This window comes from Cohnella sp. GCM10020058 (assembly GCF_042683485.1).
Lineage (GTDB): Bacteria > Bacillota > Bacilli > Paenibacillales > Paenibacillaceae > Cohnella.
In genome coordinates this window covers 14,256-33,154 of record NZ_JBHUJV010000011.1, presented here as the reverse complement: position 1 = coordinate 33,154, position 18,899 = coordinate 14,256, and the positions used below count along the sequence as shown (strand labels likewise).

General features: G+C 60.1%; 17 protein-coding genes. 3 read left to right on the top strand and 14 right to left on the bottom strand.

From position 1 onward, the window contains the following. Nucleotides 1-227: 227 nt before the first annotated feature. Nucleotides 228-623: a nucleoside triphosphate pyrophosphohydrolase family protein gene (locus tag ACFSR7_RS21070; protein ID WP_378165033.1), complete on the top strand. Its 396-nt coding sequence runs from the start codon at nt 228-230 to the stop codon at nt 621-623. Nucleotides 624-1,180: 557 nt separating this feature from the next. Here ACFSR7_RS21070 and pssA read toward each other — a convergent pair. The 14 genes from pssA to ACFSR7_RS21000 form a co-directional block, all read right to left on the bottom strand. Beyond that, nucleotides 1,181-1,921, bottom strand: a complete 741-nt coding sequence (gene pssA, locus ACFSR7_RS21065) for a CDP-diacylglycerol--serine O-phosphatidyltransferase (RefSeq protein WP_378165031.1) — start codon at nt 1,919-1,921, stop codon at nt 1,181-1,183. Between the two features lie 145 nt (nt 1,922-2,066). After that, entirely contained in the window at nt 2,067-3,161 is a 1,095-nt protein-coding gene (gene disA / locus ACFSR7_RS21060) for a DNA integrity scanning diadenylate cyclase DisA (RefSeq protein ID WP_378165029.1), read from the bottom strand. Between the two features lie 14 nt (nt 3,162-3,175). After that, nucleotides 3,176-4,546 carry a DNA repair protein RadA gene (radA, locus tag ACFSR7_RS21055; protein ID WP_378165027.1) on the bottom strand — a complete coding sequence of 457 codons (1,371 nt, stop codon included), beginning with the start codon at nt 4,544-4,546 and terminating at the stop codon, nt 3,176-3,178. 160 nt (nt 4,547-4,706) lie between these two features. After that, entirely contained in the window at nt 4,707-5,852 is a 1,146-nt protein-coding gene (locus tag ACFSR7_RS21050; protein WP_378165025.1) for an ABC transporter permease, read from the bottom strand. Nucleotides 5,853-5,854: 2 nt separating this feature from the next. Continuing rightward, nucleotides 5,855-6,973, bottom strand: coding sequence for an ABC transporter permease (locus tag ACFSR7_RS21045; protein ID WP_378165023.1), 1,119 nt, complete (start codon nt 6,971-6,973; stop codon nt 5,855-5,857). Between the two features lie 13 nt (nt 6,974-6,986). After that, entirely contained in the window at nt 6,987-7,922 is a 936-nt protein-coding gene (locus ACFSR7_RS21040; protein ID WP_378165021.1) for an ABC transporter ATP-binding protein, read from the bottom strand. A gap of 120 nt (nt 7,923-8,042) precedes the next feature. Next, nucleotides 8,043-9,164 carry a sensor histidine kinase gene (locus tag ACFSR7_RS21035; RefSeq protein ID WP_378165019.1) on the bottom strand — a complete coding sequence of 374 codons (1,122 nt, stop codon included), beginning with the start codon at nt 9,162-9,164 and terminating at the stop codon, nt 8,043-8,045. Nucleotides 9,165-9,173: 9 nt separating this feature from the next. Further along, nucleotides 9,174-9,866, bottom strand: coding sequence for a response regulator (locus tag ACFSR7_RS21030; protein ID WP_378165017.1), 693 nt, complete (start codon nt 9,864-9,866; stop codon nt 9,174-9,176). Between the two features lie 310 nt (nt 9,867-10,176). Further along, entirely contained in the window at nt 10,177-12,645 is a 2,469-nt protein-coding gene (locus ACFSR7_RS21025; protein ID WP_378165015.1) for an ATP-dependent Clp protease ATP-binding subunit, read from the bottom strand. A 39-nt stretch (nt 12,646-12,684) separates the two neighbouring features. Beyond that, complete coding sequence (locus ACFSR7_RS21020) at nt 12,685-13,749, bottom strand: protein arginine kinase (RefSeq protein ID WP_378165013.1); 1,065 nt, start codon at nt 13,747-13,749, stop codon at nt 12,685-12,687. A 12-nt stretch (nt 13,750-13,761) separates the two neighbouring features. Next, nucleotides 13,762-14,283 carry a protein-arginine kinase activator protein McsA gene (gene mcsA, locus ACFSR7_RS21015; RefSeq protein ID WP_378165011.1) on the bottom strand — a complete coding sequence of 174 codons (522 nt, stop codon included), beginning with the start codon at nt 14,281-14,283 and terminating at the stop codon, nt 13,762-13,764. 53 nt (nt 14,284-14,336) lie between these two features. Next, on the bottom strand, nt 14,337-14,795 hold the full coding sequence (locus tag ACFSR7_RS21010) for a CtsR family transcriptional regulator (RefSeq protein WP_378165009.1): 459 nt from the start codon (nt 14,793-14,795) through the stop codon (nt 14,337-14,339). Nucleotides 14,796-15,296: 501 nt separating this feature from the next. Continuing rightward, nucleotides 15,297-16,463, bottom strand: a complete 1,167-nt coding sequence (locus tag ACFSR7_RS21005) for a GNAT family N-acetyltransferase (RefSeq protein ID WP_378165007.1) — start codon at nt 16,461-16,463, stop codon at nt 15,297-15,299. Between the two features lie 37 nt (nt 16,464-16,500). Continuing rightward, entirely contained in the window at nt 16,501-17,907 is a 1,407-nt protein-coding gene (locus ACFSR7_RS21000; RefSeq protein ID WP_378165005.1) for an MFS transporter, read from the bottom strand. Nucleotides 17,908-18,027: 120 nt separating this feature from the next. Here ACFSR7_RS21000 and ACFSR7_RS20995 point away from each other — a divergent pair, with 120 nt between their 5' ends. Both ACFSR7_RS20995 and ACFSR7_RS20990 read left to right on the top strand, forming a co-directional pair. Then, nucleotides 18,028-18,345 carry an ArsR/SmtB family transcription factor gene (locus ACFSR7_RS20995; RefSeq protein ID WP_378165003.1) on the top strand — a complete coding sequence of 106 codons (318 nt, stop codon included), beginning with the start codon at nt 18,028-18,030 and terminating at the stop codon, nt 18,343-18,345. Between the two features lie 106 nt (nt 18,346-18,451). Next, nucleotides 18,452-18,880: a VOC family protein gene (locus ACFSR7_RS20990; protein WP_378165001.1), complete on the top strand. Its 429-nt coding sequence runs from the start codon at nt 18,452-18,454 to the stop codon at nt 18,878-18,880. Nucleotides 18,881-18,899 lie beyond the last annotated feature (19 nt).

Below are 18,899 nucleotides of genomic sequence, written 5' to 3'. Positions count from 1 at the left end.
ACCAGTATGGTCCAAATTCGGGCGAATTAATCCTGTCTCGGGAGCGGAAAACGAATGTGCCGGCTCAAGCGTTTTTGATAGAGGTTGCCATAGAAAGGCTGGGGCTGTCTGACTGCTTTCTCACAGCGATGTGCAGCAGTCCAGTCGCTTTTCGTTTTGTATTACGGAAGCCCTTGCTCTATAATGAGTTCTATGCAACGCCAATACAGGCAACCGAGGTGGATGGGATGAGCGCGCCAACACTGCAGGAATTTCAGCAGCAGGTGTCTGAGCTTTTGCTTCGTCACCGCAGCTTGCTGGATGTTATGACCAAGTACAGTCAATCGAACGCTTCGGTCAACCGGGCTGTGTCCAAGTCCATCACCGAATGCGGGTGCATCGAGCTGAATGCCAGGCAGCAGGGTTTCTCCCCCGACCTGGAGCTCGGCGAAGCCATACGCCAGACCAAGGCCCACATGGCAGGCGAGCTCTGCGAGCAATGCGCCGACATCATCCGTTCGGAGATGGGCAAGAATCTGTTCTATCTGTCCGCTTATTGCAATCTGCTTGGCGTCAACCTGGATGAAGTCGTCACCAAGGAATCGGAAAAGTGCAGCACGCTCGGATGGTTTAACCTGACCTAGCTCGGGAACGACGTCCGCGCACGCTAAGAGAAACCGTCAGGGAAAATCGCCCTGACGGTCTCTTTTTTAGGATGGCCGATATCCGCAACTTAATTGGTACGATACGTCTGTCGACGGCTCACCCGATAGCGGTCCGATGGGTCCGTCCGATGGTCGCCCGCGTCGTTTGTACGCCGAAAAGCCTGCAATAATACATCTAATTTCGCCGATATCTATCCATCTGAGAAGAAAAGATGCGAAAATGCAGGTTTTATCCTCCATCAGCCCCATTTCCGGCATGTGCTTCGCATTTACCTGCATATTTTCAGGTATTTGGCGAAGTGTAGGTTGTCGGTAAAAAATACATGTAAAAATGCAGTTTTTCGACCCGCCAAACTTTCGAAGAAACGCCGGCACGACTAAAGTGCGCATACTGGAACGAATCGCCGCCAAATCACGCCTTCTGAATGCCATCTGAATATCGTAAAAAGCCGTCCAACGCCAATATGGCGAAGGACGGCTTTTGTGTTACCGCAAAAGACGGCTTGGCGTTGCCGAGAGCTCGGCCCGCGCAGCGCTTAAGCGCCGCGGCGGGGACGCTCCTCGTTTTTGCGGCGTTTGCGGCGCAGGCGCTTGTAGGCGCCGGAGAACATCCGTTCAACGTTTTTTTTTAGGCCCCAGAGCGCATACAGGAGCAGCATTACGAGGATGAAGTTCGGGATCGCGCGCGGGAACATGAACGCCAGAATCACCGCAGCCGCGACGACGAGTGGTACCGCCCAAATCGCGGCCTTGGGCAAGCCGAGCTTCTTGAAGTTCGGATACTTGAGGCTGCTGACCATCAGAAAGGACAGCGCCAGCGTGGCAACGAGCAGCAGGTATACGTGCAGATCGGCGTGAAACAGCGCGAGCGTCGCCAGCACGCCGCCGGCCGCCGGAATCGGCAGTCCGATGAAGTAGCCGGGAATGCCCTCGATCACGTTGAAGCGGGCGAGACGCAAGGCGCCGCAGATCGGGAAGATGGCGGTGATGATCCAAGCGAGCGCGGGATTGACGTTGGTAAAGGCGGCTTGGTACATGATGAAGGCCGGCGCGACGCCGAACGAGATGACGTCGGACAGCGAATCCAGCTCCTTGCCGAAATCGCTCTGGACGTTCAGCGCCCGGGCTACACGGCCGTCGAGGCCGTCGAGCAGCATCGCGATGATGACGAGCAGGGCCGCGCCGTCCGCACGATCGTTAAACGCCAATATGATCGATAATACGCCTAAAAATAAATTGCCTATGGTGAACAGGTTCGGCAATGACTTTGCAAACATTGGACTTCACCTCTACTTTACTATACCCGATCGGACCTGTCGCCAACGCGCGAGTCGGCATGGACCCGGCCGGGCTAGTCTAAGAGCCGGGTGCGAGCGGATGCAGATATCGTCTCCACAGGCAACATTCCCCATTGTATGATGCCTATATCTGTCTGTCAATGAACACCTGATCCCGGATCCGCTTCAGTCCGTCCCGGATCGCTCTGGCGCGGACTTCCCCGATGCCGTCGACCTCGTCGAGATCCTCGATCGAAGCTTGGGCGATATGGGTCAGCGCGCCAAAGCGATCGACCAGATTGTGAATGATGACGGCCGGCAGACGCGCGATCTTGCCGAGGATCCGGTAGCCGCGGGACGGCAGCCCCTCCTCCGCAACGGCGCTCAGCGACAGGTAACCCAACAGCCGGATGATCAGCACCGAATCCAGCAGCTCGTCTGAGCTCAGTTTCTTAAGCGCGTGCTGAATCTCTCGGATGCGCTCCTCCGAGGCTTCTTTGGCGTAATCCTTAAGCAAGAGACGCGCTTCTTCCTCGGCATGGCCGACCAGCTCCTCCATCTGCATGTTGATCAGACGGCCTTCGTTGCCCAGCTCGAGCACGTACCGTTTGATCTCCATCCGGATGCGCAGCACCATCTCGGCACGCTGCAGCGCGTAGACGACCTCGTGCATCGTCACCTGGTTCTCGAACTCCAAAGCGGACAGATCCGTCAACGTCTGCGTATAGACCACCCGGTATCGCTCCAGCGTCTGGATCGCCTGGTTCGCCTTGGTCAGGATGACGGCCATGTCCTTGAGCGCATAGCGCAGCTGTCCCTGATACAGGGTGATGATATTGCGCCGCTGGGAAATGGAGACGACGAGCTGCCCCGTCTGCTTCGCCACCCGCTCGGCGGTACGGTGGCGGATGCCCGTCTCGATCGAGGAGATCGACGGATCGGGGATCAGCTGCGTATTGGCGTACAATATGCGCTTGGCGTCTTCGCTCAGGATGATCGCGCCGTCCATCTTGGCGAGCTCGTACAGATAGTTCGGGCTGAAGTCGCAGTTGATCGAAAAACCGCCGTCGACGACCTCCATGACCTCGGGGCCGTAGCCGACAACGATGAGCGCGCCGGTCTTGGCGCGCAGCACGTTCTCGAGCCCGTCGCGCAGCGGCGTGCCCGGCGCGACCATCCGGAGCAGCTGGTTCATGACGTCCTGCTGCTCGCGTTCTTTGTCTTTGATCTCCTTCGTCACGCGATTCGTTCCCCCTATTCCAATGCCGCCTTGAGCGCCTCGGCTACGGACTTGACCGGCACCAGCCGGATGCCCGCGGGCGGCTGCCAGCCCTTCATGCTCGCTTCGGGCAGGATGACCCGCTTGAAGCCGAGCTTGAGCGCTTCCTTGACGCGCGTCTCGGCGCGGGAGACCGCCCGTACCTCTCCCGTAAGTCCCACCTCGCCGAAAACGACGTCGTCGGGCTTGGTAGGCAGGTCGCGAAAGCTTGACGCCAGGCTGACCGCGGCGGCCAGATCGGCCGCCGGTTCGTCCAGCTTAATGCCGCCGGCGACGTTTACGTATGCATCCTGATTTTGAAAAAACATGCCCATGCGCTTCTCGAGTACCGCGATAACGAGCGATATCCGATGATGATCCAGTCCCGAGGACATGCGCCTCGGCGAAGGGAAGTGCGTCGGCGCCACGAGCGCCTGCAGCTCGACCATCACGGGCCGCGTCCCTTCGATGCTCGCGACGACCGTCGAGCCGGACACGCCGAGCGGACGCTCGGTGAGGAACAGCTCGGACGGGTTGGACACTTCGCGCAGACCGTCCTCCGACATATCGAAGATGCCGATCTCGTTGGTCGAGCCGAAGCGGTTCTTGACCGCGCGGAGCAGCCGGTAAGAGTGATGGCGTTCGCCCTCGAAATAGAGCACGCAGTCGACCATATGCTCGAGCAGCCGCGGGCCGGCGATCGCGCCTTCCTTGGTGACGTGGCCGACGAGCACGGTCGCGACGCCGCCCTGCTTGGAGATGCGCATGAACTGGGCGGTGCACTCGCGCACCTGCGCGACGCTGCCCGGCGCGGACGGCACGTCGGGACGGTAGACGGTCTGGATCGAGTCGATGACGAGAAAGTCCGGCTTCACTTCCTCGATGGACTGCTCCACGAGGTCCAGGTTCGTCTCGCACAGCACGAACAGGCGCTCGCTAAGCGCGCCCAGCCGGTCGGCGCGAAGCTTGGTCTGGCGGACGGATTCTTCTCCGGACACGTACAGCACGGTCAGACCTTGGCCCGCAAGCGTGTTCGACGTCTGCAGCAGCAGCGTCGACTTGCCGATGCCCGGGTCGCCGCCCACGAGCAGCAGAGAGCCCGGCACGAGCCCGCCGCCGAGCACGCGGTTAAGCTCCCCGTTTCCCGTCGGGATCCGAGGTTCCTTGCCGCTTTCTATGTGTATGATGGACTGGGCCTTTTCTTTCGTCCGGGTCAGCTCGCTGCTGCGGCCGACGTTCGCCTTGACGACCGGCTCGGCTTCCTCCACCATCGTGTTCCAGGCGCCGCACCCCGGGCACTTCCCCATCCACTTGGGCGATTCGGTGCCGCATTCGGTGCAGACGAACTTGATTTTCAGCTTGGCCATGGGATTCCCTTCATTAATTCGCTAGTTACAAGAAGTGTATCACACTTGCTCTCCCCGGTTAAAGTCCGGTACCCGCCCGAACGCCAATATCCGCCGCCGGGAACAATCCTGGCGACGGACATTGGATGAGCGGCCTTGGCGACGTTTCATGCGGTAATGATTAGACGAAGGTTCTCGTGTCGTTGTTGCGGCTGAACTGAAAGATCGCGATCGCGGCGAAGGCGGCGGCAAAGGCGGCCAGCACCAGCAGGTTCATATACAGGCTGCCGAAGCTGTCGCCGTGCTGCAGGCGGTTCACCGTATCGAGCAGCCAATGCTGCGGGAGGAACGCGCCGATCTTACGGATGGCGTCGGGCATGATATCCATCGGGAAGTAGCAGCCGGCCAGCACGCATGTCGGCGTGATAATGAGATTTTGCAGCGCGCTGGACTGGCCCCTGGACTTGGAGAGCGAGACGATAAGCAGCGACAATGCGATCGCACCGAGGCCGAACAGCACCAGAACCGATGCGAGCTGCATGACCGGCACGCCCGAGTCGATATGGATCACCGCCCGCATGAAGGTCAGCGTCAGGGCGATCTGGCACACCATGGCGACGATATTGACCGCGACGTTCGCCGCGACGTACGACCTGGCGGTGACCGGCGAGGAGAGGAGGCGCAGGAACGTGCGGTTTTCTTTCTCGCGCAGGATCATCTCCGACATGTTGACGGACGAGAACATGATGAAGGCGACCAGGAAGCCCAGCGACTGATAAGTCGTGTCTTTGACGTTGGAAGCGTCGTTAAGGCGTTCGCGGTTGACCTTAAAGCCGCCCTGCGCATACTCGCCGTAAATCTTATCGAAGCGCGCCCCGTCTCCCGCCGTTTGCCCGGCGATCGAAGCGACATTGTTCAGGTAACCGTCCAGCATGGCCTGGACGTAAGCCGTCACCTGTGCGCCTTTGACGGACAGCAGCTCGAGTTGCTTCGGCGAACCCGCCTTGAGCGTCTCCCCGAATCCGGCCGGGATGACGATGCCCGCATCCAGCTTGCCTGCCGCGATCTGATCCTTCAGATCGGCGTCCGACGTCTCCGTCACCTTGACGCCATCGAGCGCACCGATGAAGGCGGCGACGTCGCGGCCGACGGCGTCCGCACCGTCCTGCTGCACGATGCCGATGCGAAGGCCGGCGCCGCCGGCGTTGCCATAGAGACCGGCGGAGAGCAGGACGCCGGCGACGGGCAGCAGGAACAAGATGATATTCGACCGTTTCCGGAAGGTGTTGCGCAAAGTATGGGCCATGAGCCAGAGGAACGTTTTCACGGTTAGATCGTCTCCCTTCTGCGGATCAGGAACATGCATACGGCGAGCAGGACGACGGCTCCCGCAAGATTAAAACCGGCGGCCTGCAAGGCAGGGGCGGTATGTCCGCCGAACACCGTCTCGATGACGCCGGCGTTGTTCCAGCGCAGCGGCGAATAATAGGATATGGTGCCGATAAAGCCGCCGAAGTCGTTCACCGGGAAGTAAGCGCCGCCTACGAACGAGGCGATCTGGATAAAGATGAGCAGGAACGAATGCGACGCTTTGCTGCGGAAGATCATGCCGACCGCGAGGCCGAAGCCGATCGCCATGAGCACCTCCGTAATCAGGACGAGCAGGACATGCCCCGGATGATCGCCCCAGTTCGCGCCAAACACGAAATGGCTGATCAGCATGACGGCGACGATGAAGATCGCGTTGATGGCGGTGCTGCCAAGCACCTTGCCGGCGAAGATCTCAGCCTTGGTCACCGGAGCGGCGGACAGCCGGACGATCGTGTGGCGGGTCCGTTCGCTCTCGATGAGCGCGGAGGCGCTAAGGGCCGCGTACAAGGCGATCATCGTCGTCATGGCGACCGCGTAGTAGTCCATGGAATTCGGCTGGCTGTCCGCCGTGAGCGACGTCGCTTTGACCAGTTGAGCGGGTGCCTGGCCGCTGCCGCCGGTCTGGGACGATACGCCGGCGCTCGCGAAGGCAGCTTCCAGATTGTAACGGTCTGCGAAAGAGGTCAGCATGCCCTGCAGGATGTTGCTCTCAACCGTGCTCCGGCTGTTGTCGTAGTATGCGATGCCCTTGTCGGAGACATCGGCAAAAGCCGCGTATTGCGCCTCTGCGACGGCCTGCTTGCCGTCCTGCCCGGGAGGCAGCGCTTCAATCGCGATTCCGTTCTGTTCGGCGGCCTTCGCGAAGCTTTGCCAGCCGGCGACCAACTCGGGGCTTGCTTGATCGATCTTGTATGCCATCTTGATGTCCCCGATCTCGATGCTGCCCGAGAAGGCGTTGGACAGCGCCAGCCCCAGGATGAGCATGAGCGCGATCGGAAAGGCGAGCATGAAGAGAAAGGTGGACTTGTTGCGCAGCGCCGATACGATTTCTTTTTTTGCGATATGCAGCGTATTCACGCTCTCGTCCCCCTTAGTCTCTCAGATTGCGGCCGGTCAGCGTCAGGAATACCGTCTCGAGATTCGGCGCCTGCTCCTCGACCGCGCGAATCTCCATGCCGTCGCGGATGAGCTGCTGGACGATATCGTTCAGGTTGGCGATCTCGGCGCGCGATTGGATCTTGATCCGCTGTTCCTCGATCCGGACGGCGAGGACGCCGCGGATTTCTTTGAGGCGCTCCTGATTCAGCCCTTCGATGCTCTTCACGTCGATCCAGATTTCCTTGGAGTCCGTGATGATCGCCTTGAGCTGTTCCTTGGTGCCGTCCGCGATGATCTTGCCGTGGTCGACGATTGCGATGCGCGTGCAAATCTCCTCGACCTCTTCCATGTAGTGGCTGGTGTAGAGAATCGTGCAGCCCATGCGGTTCAGTTCTTTGACCGATTGCAAAATGTAATTGCGCGAGTGCGGATCGATGCCGACCGTCGGTTCGTCCATGATGATCAGCTTGGGCCGGTGCGCGATGGCGCAGGCGATGTTGAGCCGGCGCTTCATGCCGCCAGAGAAGTTTTTGGGCAGCTCCTTGTGCTTGTCGCCGAGTCCGACGAAGCTAAGCGCCTCCTCCACCCGCGCCTTTAGCTCGCTTCCGCGGAAGCCATACAGCCCGGCGAAAAACTTCACGTTTTCGAAGGCGGACATATCCTCGTAAATGGCCAGGTCCTGCGGCACGATGCCGATGTTCATCTTGGCGAAATGCGCGTGCTTGGCGATGTTTTTACCGAGAAACTTGATCTCGCCCTTCGTCGGACGGAGCAGCGAGGCGATCATGCTGATCGTCGTGCTCTTGCCGGCCCCGTTCGCGCCGAGGAAGCCGAAGATCTCCCCTTCCTTCAGGTTGAGCGTCATATTGTCCACCGCTGCAAAGTCTCCGAACTTCTTGGTCAGTCCGCCGATCTCGATAATGTTCATCGCGCATTCGCTCCCGTCGTTCATTTGTTGATCTAATCATAAAAAAAAGGACGCTCTTATGTCAGTGCATAAGTTCATCCTTTGGCATGAGAAATCTCATATGATTCGCTCATGAGGATCTCATGAGCCTGCGCGTACGGGCAGCAGCGTCGTCACGCTGAAGCCGCGGGAGCCGTCGACGATGATCGTCCCGCCTTCCGTTGCCGCCCGCTCTTCCATGCCGACGATGCCGAGTCCCTTGACGACCTTGTCCGCCCCGCGTCCGTCGTCGCGCACGACCGCCTTGACGAATTTGTTCAGGACGAGCACCTCGACCGCGATCGACTCGGCGCCGCTGTACTTGAGGGAGTTGGTAACGGCCTCGGTGACATTCGCCTGGATGATGCGCCACTGAAGCTGGGTAATCGTATCCAGATCTCCGGCATAATTGAGCGTCGCCCGAATGTCCTGCTTGGCGGAGAGCTCGTCCACGAACAGCTGCAGGCGTCCGATGCCGAGCTGCTCGGCAGGCGGCTTGGACTGCTTCAGCGTCAGGCGGATGCGCTCCAGCCCTTCCTTGGAAATGACGATCGCATTGCCCAGCAGCTCTTCCGCCTTGGTCCGGTTCGTGTCGAGCAGCCGCCGGGCCGCCTCCATCTGAATGAGCGCGCCGGCCATCGAATGCCCGATCTCGTCGTGAATTTGCTGCGACAGCCGCCCTCGCTCCTCCAGCTTGATCGTATACGCGGACTGGCGCGCGTATTCCTCGTTGTCCGTGAGCGCGCGGGTCAGTCTGCGCGCGTCTTCCTGGAGCTTGTCCCGCTCCTCCTCGCGAAGGGCAAGCCGCGCGTACAGCTTGCAGGTCGAGATATAGAGCATGAAGCAAAGCGCAGCCGCCAGCGCATAGGTCGGCCTGTACGGTGCAGGCAGCAGCAGGCAGGCCGCGGCCGGCATGACGGCCGACTGCCAATTGGCGGCGCCGAGTCCCGAAGCAGCTTCGTACAGGTTCGGGATGGCCAGCAGCAGGAACAGCGGATGCAGCTCCAGCGAACCGTAGACCGCAAGTGCGGCGGACAGCGCCGACAGCGCGAGCGATGCCTTTTTGAAGCGTCGTGCGGTCGGAATGCCAAAGCTCAGACCCAAGTAAATTAACAGGACGAGCATATAAGCCGGCCGGAAAGCCCCGTCATGGGGCGCGCCGTACAGGACGTATCCGATAAACAGCAGCAGAGCGGCTTTGTTCCCGAGCAGCCATAGTTCCATCGGCGCTCTCTACTCCTCTTCCGGCACACGTGCTTCGCCCGTGAGGTAGTAAATCGCGATCTGCGTGCGATGCTCGAGGCCGGTCTTGTTCAAGACCGACGTAATATAGTTCGCCACGGTGCCTTCGGAAATAAACAGCTTGCGGGCGATCTCCTTGTTCGACAAGCCGCGGGCGATCTGCTGCATGATGTCGAGCTCGCGCTCGGTGAACAGGCTGCGGTCGATCGCTTCGCCAGGCTTGGCGGACGGCGCCGATGCCGCTGCCTGGGTTTGTGGCGTTGCGCCCTGTGCGAGCTGCGCCTTGATTTTGTCCAGCACGACGTCCTGGAGCACGTCGTGGTTGTTATGCACGCTTTTGATGGCGTCGCGGATTCGCTCCGGATCGTTATTTTTCAGCAGGTAGCCTCTGGCCCCCGCCTTGATCGCTTCGAGAATGTATTCCTCGTCGTCGAAGGTCGTCAGAATGAGCGGCTTGGTCTTCGTGTTGGCCGCGATGAGCCGCGCCGCCTCCACGCCGTTCATGTTCGGCATGCGAACGTCGAGCAGCGCCACGTCCGGCGCGTGCGCTTCGCAGAAGGCAGCGGCCTGGGCCCCGTCCTCCACCGTCCCCACCACCTCGAACTCCTCGAAGCTGGTTAGGATAATCTTCATCCCTTCCCGGATAAATGAGTTGTCGTCGGCGATCAGCACTTTGATCGGCAAACTCTTCCACCTCGCTTTAGGTCTATGTAGATCATAAGCGCTGCGAGGGCGGGGCGCAATCGGTTAGCTTGAAGTTGGCGTACACGTCGAGGTGGAGACCTGAGTTAAGAGGCTAACCGCCTTTTCGTGCACAAGAATTATGCACGATCAGCATCTGGCTAGCTAGTGAAGCGGCAAGCCGCTTATCCGTGCACAAGAATTGTGCAAGTCGGGTAAATGGCGAAGTTGCGAATAGGGAAGCAACGCAAAAAAACGCCAGGGGACGACTCTAACGAGCGTCCCGCCGGCGCGGATGTTGCGAGCAATCGGATTAGCTGTTGTTCTTGACCGCTTCGCTCTCTTCAGAAGAGGAACGGCTAGTTGTGTTTACGACCAGCGCGCCTTCCTTCTCGTCGATCTCGAGCGTGTCGCCCTTTTGGATCTTGCCGAGCAACAGCTCCTCGGACAGGCGATCCTCGATGTGCTTCTGGATCGCGCGGCGCAGCGGACGAGCGCCGTAGGCCGGATCGAAGCCTTCCTTGGCCAGAAAGTTCTTGGCGGCTTCAGTTAGTTCGAACTTGACGTTGTGCTCGACGAGGCGCCTCTTGAGGTCGTCCGCCATGAGCGTGACGATCTGCGCGATGTGCTCTTCGGCGAGCGGGTGAAAGACGATTGTCTCGTCGATCCGGTTCAGGAATTCGGGGCGGAACGACTTTTTCAGTTCGCCGAGCACCTTATCCTTCATGTTGTTGTAGTCTTTGCCCGAATCCTGCACGGCGGTGAAGCCGAGCGAAGAGTTGCGCTTGATCTGATCGGCGCCGACGTTGGACGTCATGATGATCAGCGTGTTGCGGAAGTCTACCGTGCGGCCCTTGGAGTCGGTCAATCGGCCGTCCTCCAGCACCTGCAGCAGCACGTTGAACACTTCGGGATGCGCCTTCTCGATCTCGTCGAGCAGGACGACGGAGTACGGCTTGCGGCGAACCTTCTCGGTAAGCTGACCGCCTTCCTCGTAACCGACGTATCCGGGAGGCGCGCCGACGAGGCGGGACGTCGAGTGCTTCTCCATGTACTCCGACATGTCGATGCGGATGACCGCATTCTCGTCGCCGAACATTGCCTCGGCCAGCGCGCGGGCCAGCTCGGTCTTGCCGACGCCCGTCGGGCCCAGGAAGATGAACGAGCCGATCGGACGCTTCGGATCCTTGAGTCCCGCACGGGAGCGGCGCACGGCGCGGGAGACGGCCTTGACGGCTTCTTCCTGGCCGATGACGCGGTCATGCAGGATGCTCTCCAGCTTGAGCAGGCGCTCGGTTTCTTCCTCGGCCAGCTTGACGACCGGAATGCCGGTCCAGCTCGCGACGACCTGGGCGATATCGTCCGGCGTCACCTCGGAGTCCGTGCGGCCTTGCTTTTCCTTCCACTGGTTCTTCGTGGAGTCGAGCTCCTCGCGGATCTTCTGCTCGGTGTCGCGCAGCGCCGCAGCCTTCTCGAACTCCTGGCTTTGCACGGCGGCGTCCTTTTCCTTGCGGATATCCTCAAGGCGCGCTTCGAGCTGCTTGAGATTCGGCGGTACCGTATACGAGCGCAGTCTCACCTTGGAGCTGGCTTCGTCGATCAGGTCGATCGCCTTATCCGGCAGGAAGCGGTCCGTGATATAGCGGTCGGACAGCTTAACTGCGGCTTCGATCGCGTCGTCCGTGATCTTGACCCGGTGATGCGCCTCGTAGCGGTCGCGCAGGCCGTTCAGGATCTGGATCGCTTCTTCTGGTGACGGCTGGTCGACGGTAATCGGCTGGAAGCGGCGCTCGAGCGCGGCATCCTTCTCGATATACTTGCGGTACTCGTCGAGCGTCGTCGCGCCGATGCACTGGAGCTCGCCTCTCGCGAGGGCCGGCTTCAGGATGTTGGACGCGTCGATCGCGCCTTCCGCGCCGCCGGCGCCGATCAGCGTGTGCAGCTCGTCGATGAACAGGATGACATTGCCGGCTTGGCGAATCTCGTCCATGATCTTCTTCAGGCGGTCTTCGAATTCGCCGCGGTACTTGGTGCCGGCGACGACGGAGCCCATGTCGAGCGTCATGACGCGCTTGTCGCGAAGCGTCTCGGGAATCTCGTTGTTCACGATACGCTGCGCCAGGCCCTCGGCGATCGCCGTCTTGCCGACGCCGGGCTCGCCGATGAGAACCGGGTTGTTCTTGGTCCGGCGGGAGAGCACCTGGATCACGCGTTCGATCTCCTTGGCGCGCCCGATGACCGGGTCGATATTGTTGTCGCGTGCGCTCGCCGTCAGGTCGCGGGCAAGGCCGTCGAGGGTAGGCGTGCTTACATTGTTAGAAGGCCCGTGATTCTGAGATACGCTCTCGCTGCTGCCGAGGAGCTGCAATACCTGCTGGCGCGCCTTGTTCAGACTGATGCCGAGGTTGTTGAGCACGCGTGCCGCCACGCCCTCGCCTTCGCGGATCAGACCGAGCAGGATATGCTCCGTGCCGACATACGTATGGCCGAGCTTGCGCGCTTCGTCCATCGACAGCTCGATGACCTTTTTCGCACGCGGGGTGTAGGCGATGTTGGTCGGCTGCTCCTGGCCGCGTCCGATGAGGGATTCGACTTCGTCCTGGATCTTCTCGAGTCCGAGGCCCAGCGCGATCAGCGCCTTGGCGGCGATGGACTCGCCTTCGCGGATAAGACCGAGCAGAATGTGCTCCGTGCCGATATTGTTGTGTCCCAAGCGCACCGCTTCTTCCTGTGCCAATGCAAGAACCTTTTGTGCGCGTTCGGTGAATCGTCCGAACATCATGAGACAGCACCTCCTCCGTATAATATAAGAATAGATGATTTAGGCATGAGTTGCCAGTCTGGACGAGATCAATTGGGCGCGGGTCATGTCCCGCTGCTCCGGACTAAGCGCGTCGCCGTACGCCTGCTGCAAAAATCCCGGCTGGATCGAGACGAGCAGCTCGTTAAGCGTCCCCTCTTCCACCTCGGGCAGCAGGCCCAGATGGATGCCCAGCCGCAGATCCGACAGACGCTGAGAAGCTTCCTTCGCATCGATGACGGCCGCGTAGCTCAGAATGCCGAACGATCTTTTGATGCGATCCTCGACCTTGAGTCTCGATTCGCCCATCAGCTTGGCCCGCGCCGCCTTCTCGTGCTCGATGATCTGGCGGGCGACGGCATGCAGATGGTCGATGATCTCGGTCTCGGATTGGCCAAGCGTGATCTGGTTGGATACCTGGAACAGGTTGCCCGTAGCCTCGCTGCCTTCGCCGTACATGCCCCTGACCGCCAGGCCGACCTGCGTGACCGCCGACAGGATCCGGTTGATTTGCCCCGTCATAACGAGCGCAGGCAGATGCATCATGACCGATGCGCGAATGCCCGTGCCGACGTTGGTCGGACAACTGGTCAGGAACCCGTATTTCTCGTCGAAGGCGTAGTCGACGGCTTCCTCGAAGATGTCGTCGATCTTGCTCGCGGTATCCCAGGTCTCCTTCAATTGAAATCCCGCATGCAGACATTGAATGCGCAAATGGTCCTCTTCGTTCACCATCAGGCTGACATCTTCGCCGGGGCCGAGCATCAGCGCGGCATGCTGCGCCTGATTCGCCAGCGCCGGACTGATCAGATGCTTTTCCACCAGCACCTGCTTCTCCAGCTCGCTCAGCTCGGACAAGCGCACGCTGCTGACTTCCCCGAGTCCGTTAAGCCTGCCGCTTTCGTTCACCGAGAGCAGCCGGTCCATCGCCTCCGCCGCCTGGACGGCGCTGGCCATCATCGGAAACGGCAGATGCCGCAAATTCCGGGCGATGCGGACCCGGCTGCTCAGCACGACGTCGCGATCCGGCGCATCTTCCTTCATCCAGGGGCTCAGCGCCTCCGCGGTATATTTCCGATTACCCATGTGCCTTGCCCCCTAACCGTTCTGGACTTCGCGCTCGAGCTCGCGGATGCGGTCGCGCAGGTCGGCCGCGGATTCGAAATCCTCGCCCTCGATCCGGCTCTGCATCTCCCGCTTCAGGCCGTCGATCTCGCGGCGCAGCCTGACCAGTCCGCCGGCCCGCTTCGGTACTTTGCCGACATGGACCGTATTCCCGTGCACCCGCTTGAGCAAGGGGTCGAGCCGTTCCGCGAACTGCTTGTAGCAATGGGCGCAGCCGAACCGGCCAAGCTTGCTGAACTGACCGTACGTCATCCCGCAGCCCTCGCAGCGCTGCTGCTGTTGGACTTGCGCTTTGGCGCCGGACAATCCGGATGGGTCGAAGTCCATGAGGCCGGAGAGCAGATTGTGGATGGAAAAGCCCGACGACGTGCCGGGAATGAGCTCGCCCTTCTCCCTCGCGCATGCCTCGCATATGTGCAGCTCCGTCTTTTCTCCGTTGACGTACTTTGAAAAATGAAGCGTAGCCGGCCGCTGGCCGCACTCCTGGCATAGCAACTTGATCTCCTCCCCACGGCTATATAGGTTAGGTACATTGACATTGGCAAAATCTAACGCGCAAGAAGCGCCAGCAGCATGACCCGCATCAGGTTGGACCTCAGCTCGTCCTGCAGCGGCTGCTTGAGCGGCAGCGCCTCCGTCGACAGCGCGGTGCGCATCAGGTGCGCCTCCCGGGCGGTAACGATGCCGGCCTCTTCGAGCTGATAGATCAAACCGTTGGCCTTGTTCTCGTCGATCCGGCTGCCTGCGCTCTGGTGCAGCAGACGCTGCACGGCTTCCAGCGAGGGGAGGTCCACGCGCTGAATGCGGATGTAGCCTCCGCCTCCTCGTTTACTCTCTACACTATACCCCTTTTCGATCGTAAACCGCGTGCTGATGACGTAGTTGATCTGGGAGGGCACGCATGAGAACTTCTCCGCGAGATCTCCCCTCTGAATCTCGATCGAGCCTGCGCTGCTCTGCAAAATCTGCTTCAGATAGTGCTCGATCAGATCGGATATGTTGCGCATAACAAGAGCCTAACCCCCTTTCCGGAGAACGGCTTCGACTTCTGACTTTGACTTTCTTTGACTATAACCATATTATACGCACTTTATGATAAAATGCAACCCCGCCGGTTGTTCCGGCCGGCAGCCGGGACCAAGTCGCTCTCCTCCTCAGTATGCACCGATTCGAGTCCGTTTAACGATCGTACGCTTGTGCTTTTCCTCGCCCGGAAAACTGGTTATCATTTACATTATAAATCTCGTTGGAAAGCGGTGACCGTACATGTCCATTGTAAATACGATTCTGCTCGTGATAGCAATCGTTCTTCTGCTGCGGATCAATTCGAAGCTCCCCGGCAGGGATCGTCCAGGAGGCGCTCGACAAATATGAGGCCGCCAAAGGTCCAAAGTCGTAGTGCCGGCCGATTTACACTTGAGCAGCTGCTGCCGGGCTGCAATGGTTGCAAAAGGCGCAAAGCAATGCCGCCAAGTTGGGCGGATTGGCAATGCGCCTTTCCCCGTCGCTTAAAAAAAGTCCATTAAAAACGTATCGTATCTCGGCACGCGGCGTTCGAGCAGGTCGACGACAGCCGAATCGCCGCCCAGTCTTCCGGCCTCGGCCAACAATCCCGGACGGCGCCCGCCCAATAGCAGCGCGGTCAGCGTCTGAATATCCAGCGTGACTGCAGCCGCGGAACCGTCTTCCGCGCGAGCCAGCTCCGCTTGGCCGTCCGCCCCGATCGACAGTCGGAACGTGCCGTCGTTCCACGCGGCATGCGCATCCCGGAGGCGAAGCAGCAGCGAGTCTTCCGCGCCGGACGCGAACCGGTATTGGGATACGAACGCTTCAGCGTCTACGATACGCGACATGAAGTACGGATGCGTCTCCTGTTTGAAGCGGGGATCGGCGACCAGAAACGGCAGCGGGTCGTCCGAAGGCACCGTCAACAGGAGCCGGTCGATCATGGAATCGTGGTTGCGCACGAAATCCCACAATCCGCCGCGCGCTTCCTTGGTCGTCGCGACCCACTCCAGCACCGTCAACACCCGGTTTTCCACTTGATAATGCAGATAGCCTTCCGGCTCGCCTCGCGCATTGCGATACATAGCCAGCAACCCCGGCGTATTCCAGCGCCGCCGCGTCCACCAGTCCTCCGAACGGTCCAGCGTGCCGGTATACCGCGCGGCCGCCTTGGCATACAGCTCCGGCACCTCGGCCATATCCGTCCCGATCCGTTCGACAGTGCCCGGCGCATCGCTCTTTGCCGGGAAGTGCCGCGGCTCCAGCTCATACTTCTTGCGTTCGACCGTCATCTCCCAGCCGTACTTGCGATAAAAAGGAAACGCGAACGGATGCAGCATACTGACCGTCTGCCCCTGCTCGCGCATCTGCTCCAGTGCCGTTTGCAATAGCCGCGACACGCAGCCGTGCCGCCGGGCTTCCGGCCACGTCGCCACGCCGGCGACGCCTCCCATTTTCAGGCTGGCGCCGTTTACCCAGACGCGCAGCGGGAGCAGGATCAGCGCCGACAGCAGCTTTCCGCTATCGTCGAATGCACCGATGTGCTCCTCGGGCCGTAAGTGCCGCCGCTCCGTCTCCCGCCGCTCCTCCGAAATCTTGAACTGAAACGCGAATTCGGATAGCGCGATCCGCTCGTCAAAATCCTCGAGCGTCAAATGGCGAATGTACATGCGATTTGCCCAACCTCCCTTATGCTACAACTATAGCTTAAGGGCGTTCCGCTTGCACGGCCGGAGCAAGCACGGGCTTCGCGCCTCTGCCGCGGAGGTAAAGGTAGGCGCAGCCGATGGACAGCAGCACGACGACGACAAGGCCCCAGTAGATGTTGCTATAGGCATCATGCAGCGGCAGGTTTTTCTGCCAGTCGATCGCGCTCGCGGACAACGCTACGCCGAAGGCGCCGCTCACGAACTGGAGGAGCTGAAACAGCCCCATGCCCGAACCGATCTGCGAGGCGGGCAGCAGCCGCGACATTTCGTTGGAGATGCTGCTGGTCATGAAGGTGAAGCCGAGGCTGAGCAGCATGTAGATCAACAGGATCGACACGTACGACGTCCCGGACAGCAGCGCAAACAAGGCGACGGAGAGCAGGATAAGCACCGGAACGTAACGGATAATCGACGCGTTGCCGCTGCGGTCGATGATGCCGCCGACCTTGCGGGACATCAGGAGCGCGAGCAGGGAACCCGGGAAAATCACGAGACCCGACTCGATCGCGCTGAGACCGTGGAGATGAACGAGAATCTGAGGCAGCAGAAACAGCGTGGCGAAGCTGGACAGATACGCCGCGACGCCGACTGCGCTGAGCAGCAGGTACTTGCGGTTCGCGAACAGCGCCGGCAGCACGAAAGGATTGCGGGCCGTCCGGATGCGGACGGCGAACAAGATGAGTGCCAAGGCTCCGCCGGCGAGCATGTACCATTGGTGGTTCGTCAAAAATAACAGCAGGCCGGTCGTGCTGACGGCGGCCAGCAGCGCGCCCGGCAAGTCGAGCGAGCCGGCGCCCTTGCGTTCGCTCGGCAGCACGATCGCCAGCACGGGCACGAGGATCAGCGTAAGGGCGCTGACGGCAAACAGGAAATGCCAGCCGAGATATTGCACGACGGCTCCGCCGACGACCGGGCCCAATCCGAGACCGAGCGATGCGGCGGACATAATGATCGCCATCGCGGCGCCTCTGCGCTCCACCGGTACGTACCGGCTGATAAGCACCAGTGATAATGAAGGAATCGCGCCTGCTCCCGTCGCCTGCACGATCCGTACGATCAGCAGCATCAGGAAGCTGTCGGCGAACAGTCCGACGATAGCGGCAAGCCCGAACAGCAGCAGGCTGATCACGACCAGCCGTCTGATCGGCACGTAGTCCGACAGCCGGCTGTACGTAATGGAGGAAATCGCGAATACGATGGAATAACCGGTCACGATCCACGATGCGCTCGACGGCGATAGCCCGAATTCGAGTGTGACGTCCGGCAGCGCCAGATTGAACATCATCGTATTCATAATGACGAGTACCATGGCCAGGCCAAGAATAAGCGTCGCGACCTTCTCCGACTTAAACGCCGGATTTTCCGTTTCCGCAGCTGCGCCGTTAACGGCCCTTGTTGCGTTCATTCGATTCATCTCCATTCACTTATTTCAATGTTTTAATGTTCTATGATTATCGAACAATAGAAATATAACATCCCTTATGCTAAAATGCAATTACGAATCTAAACCAAGGAGGGCTGCGCCATGAAGCCGCTCTTTCATCCGGATACAGCGGATATCCAGCTCTCTTCCGTTCTATATGCGCTCAGCGACCCGGTTCGCCTGACAATTGTCTACAAGCTGAGTCAAAACGGCGAACGCGCTTGCGGCGATATCGAGCTGCCGATCGCCAAGTCCACCGTCTCCCATCACAGCCGTACGCTGCGAGAAGCAGGCGTCATACGGACACGGACGCACGGTACCCAGCGGCTGTTGTCCCTTCGCGAAGCGGACCTGGAGACGCGCTTCCCGGGACTGTTAAATGCGATCTTGGCATCTTATGAAGAAACCGACGAGCTTTAAGCGCTCATTTTTTCCGTTTCGATGACAACACTTGTCACCATTAGCGGGTAGGCTAGCCTTGAGGATGCCGATCGGCGACTCAATAAGCGCTAAGGAGCTGACCGCAATGAGCATTCATTTTGTTCCCTTTATCCAGTTAGACGGCCGCGCCCAGGAAGCCATCGATTTTTATGTCCAAGCGCTTGGCGCAGACGTGACGTTCAGCCAGACCTTCGGCGCCGGCCCCGGCGCATCGGAGGGCAATATGCCGAAAGCCGTGAAGGAACGGATCGCGCACAGCGAATTAAAAATCGGCGAAGCCCAGCTCATGGTCGCCGATTCCGAGCCGGGCAAGCTTCCGCGCGAAGGAGACCTGCTCACGGTCTGCATCACGACGCCGGATGCCGAGGTAGCTACGCGTATGTATAATGCGCTTCGCGAAGACGGCGAAGTGATCACGCCGCTCGGCGCCTTTCACTTCAGCCCCGCCTACGGCGTCGTCAAGGACAAGTTCGGCGTCACGTTTCAGTGCTTCACCTCGAGGCGGCGCAGCTAGCCCGATATAGGCGCTCGCC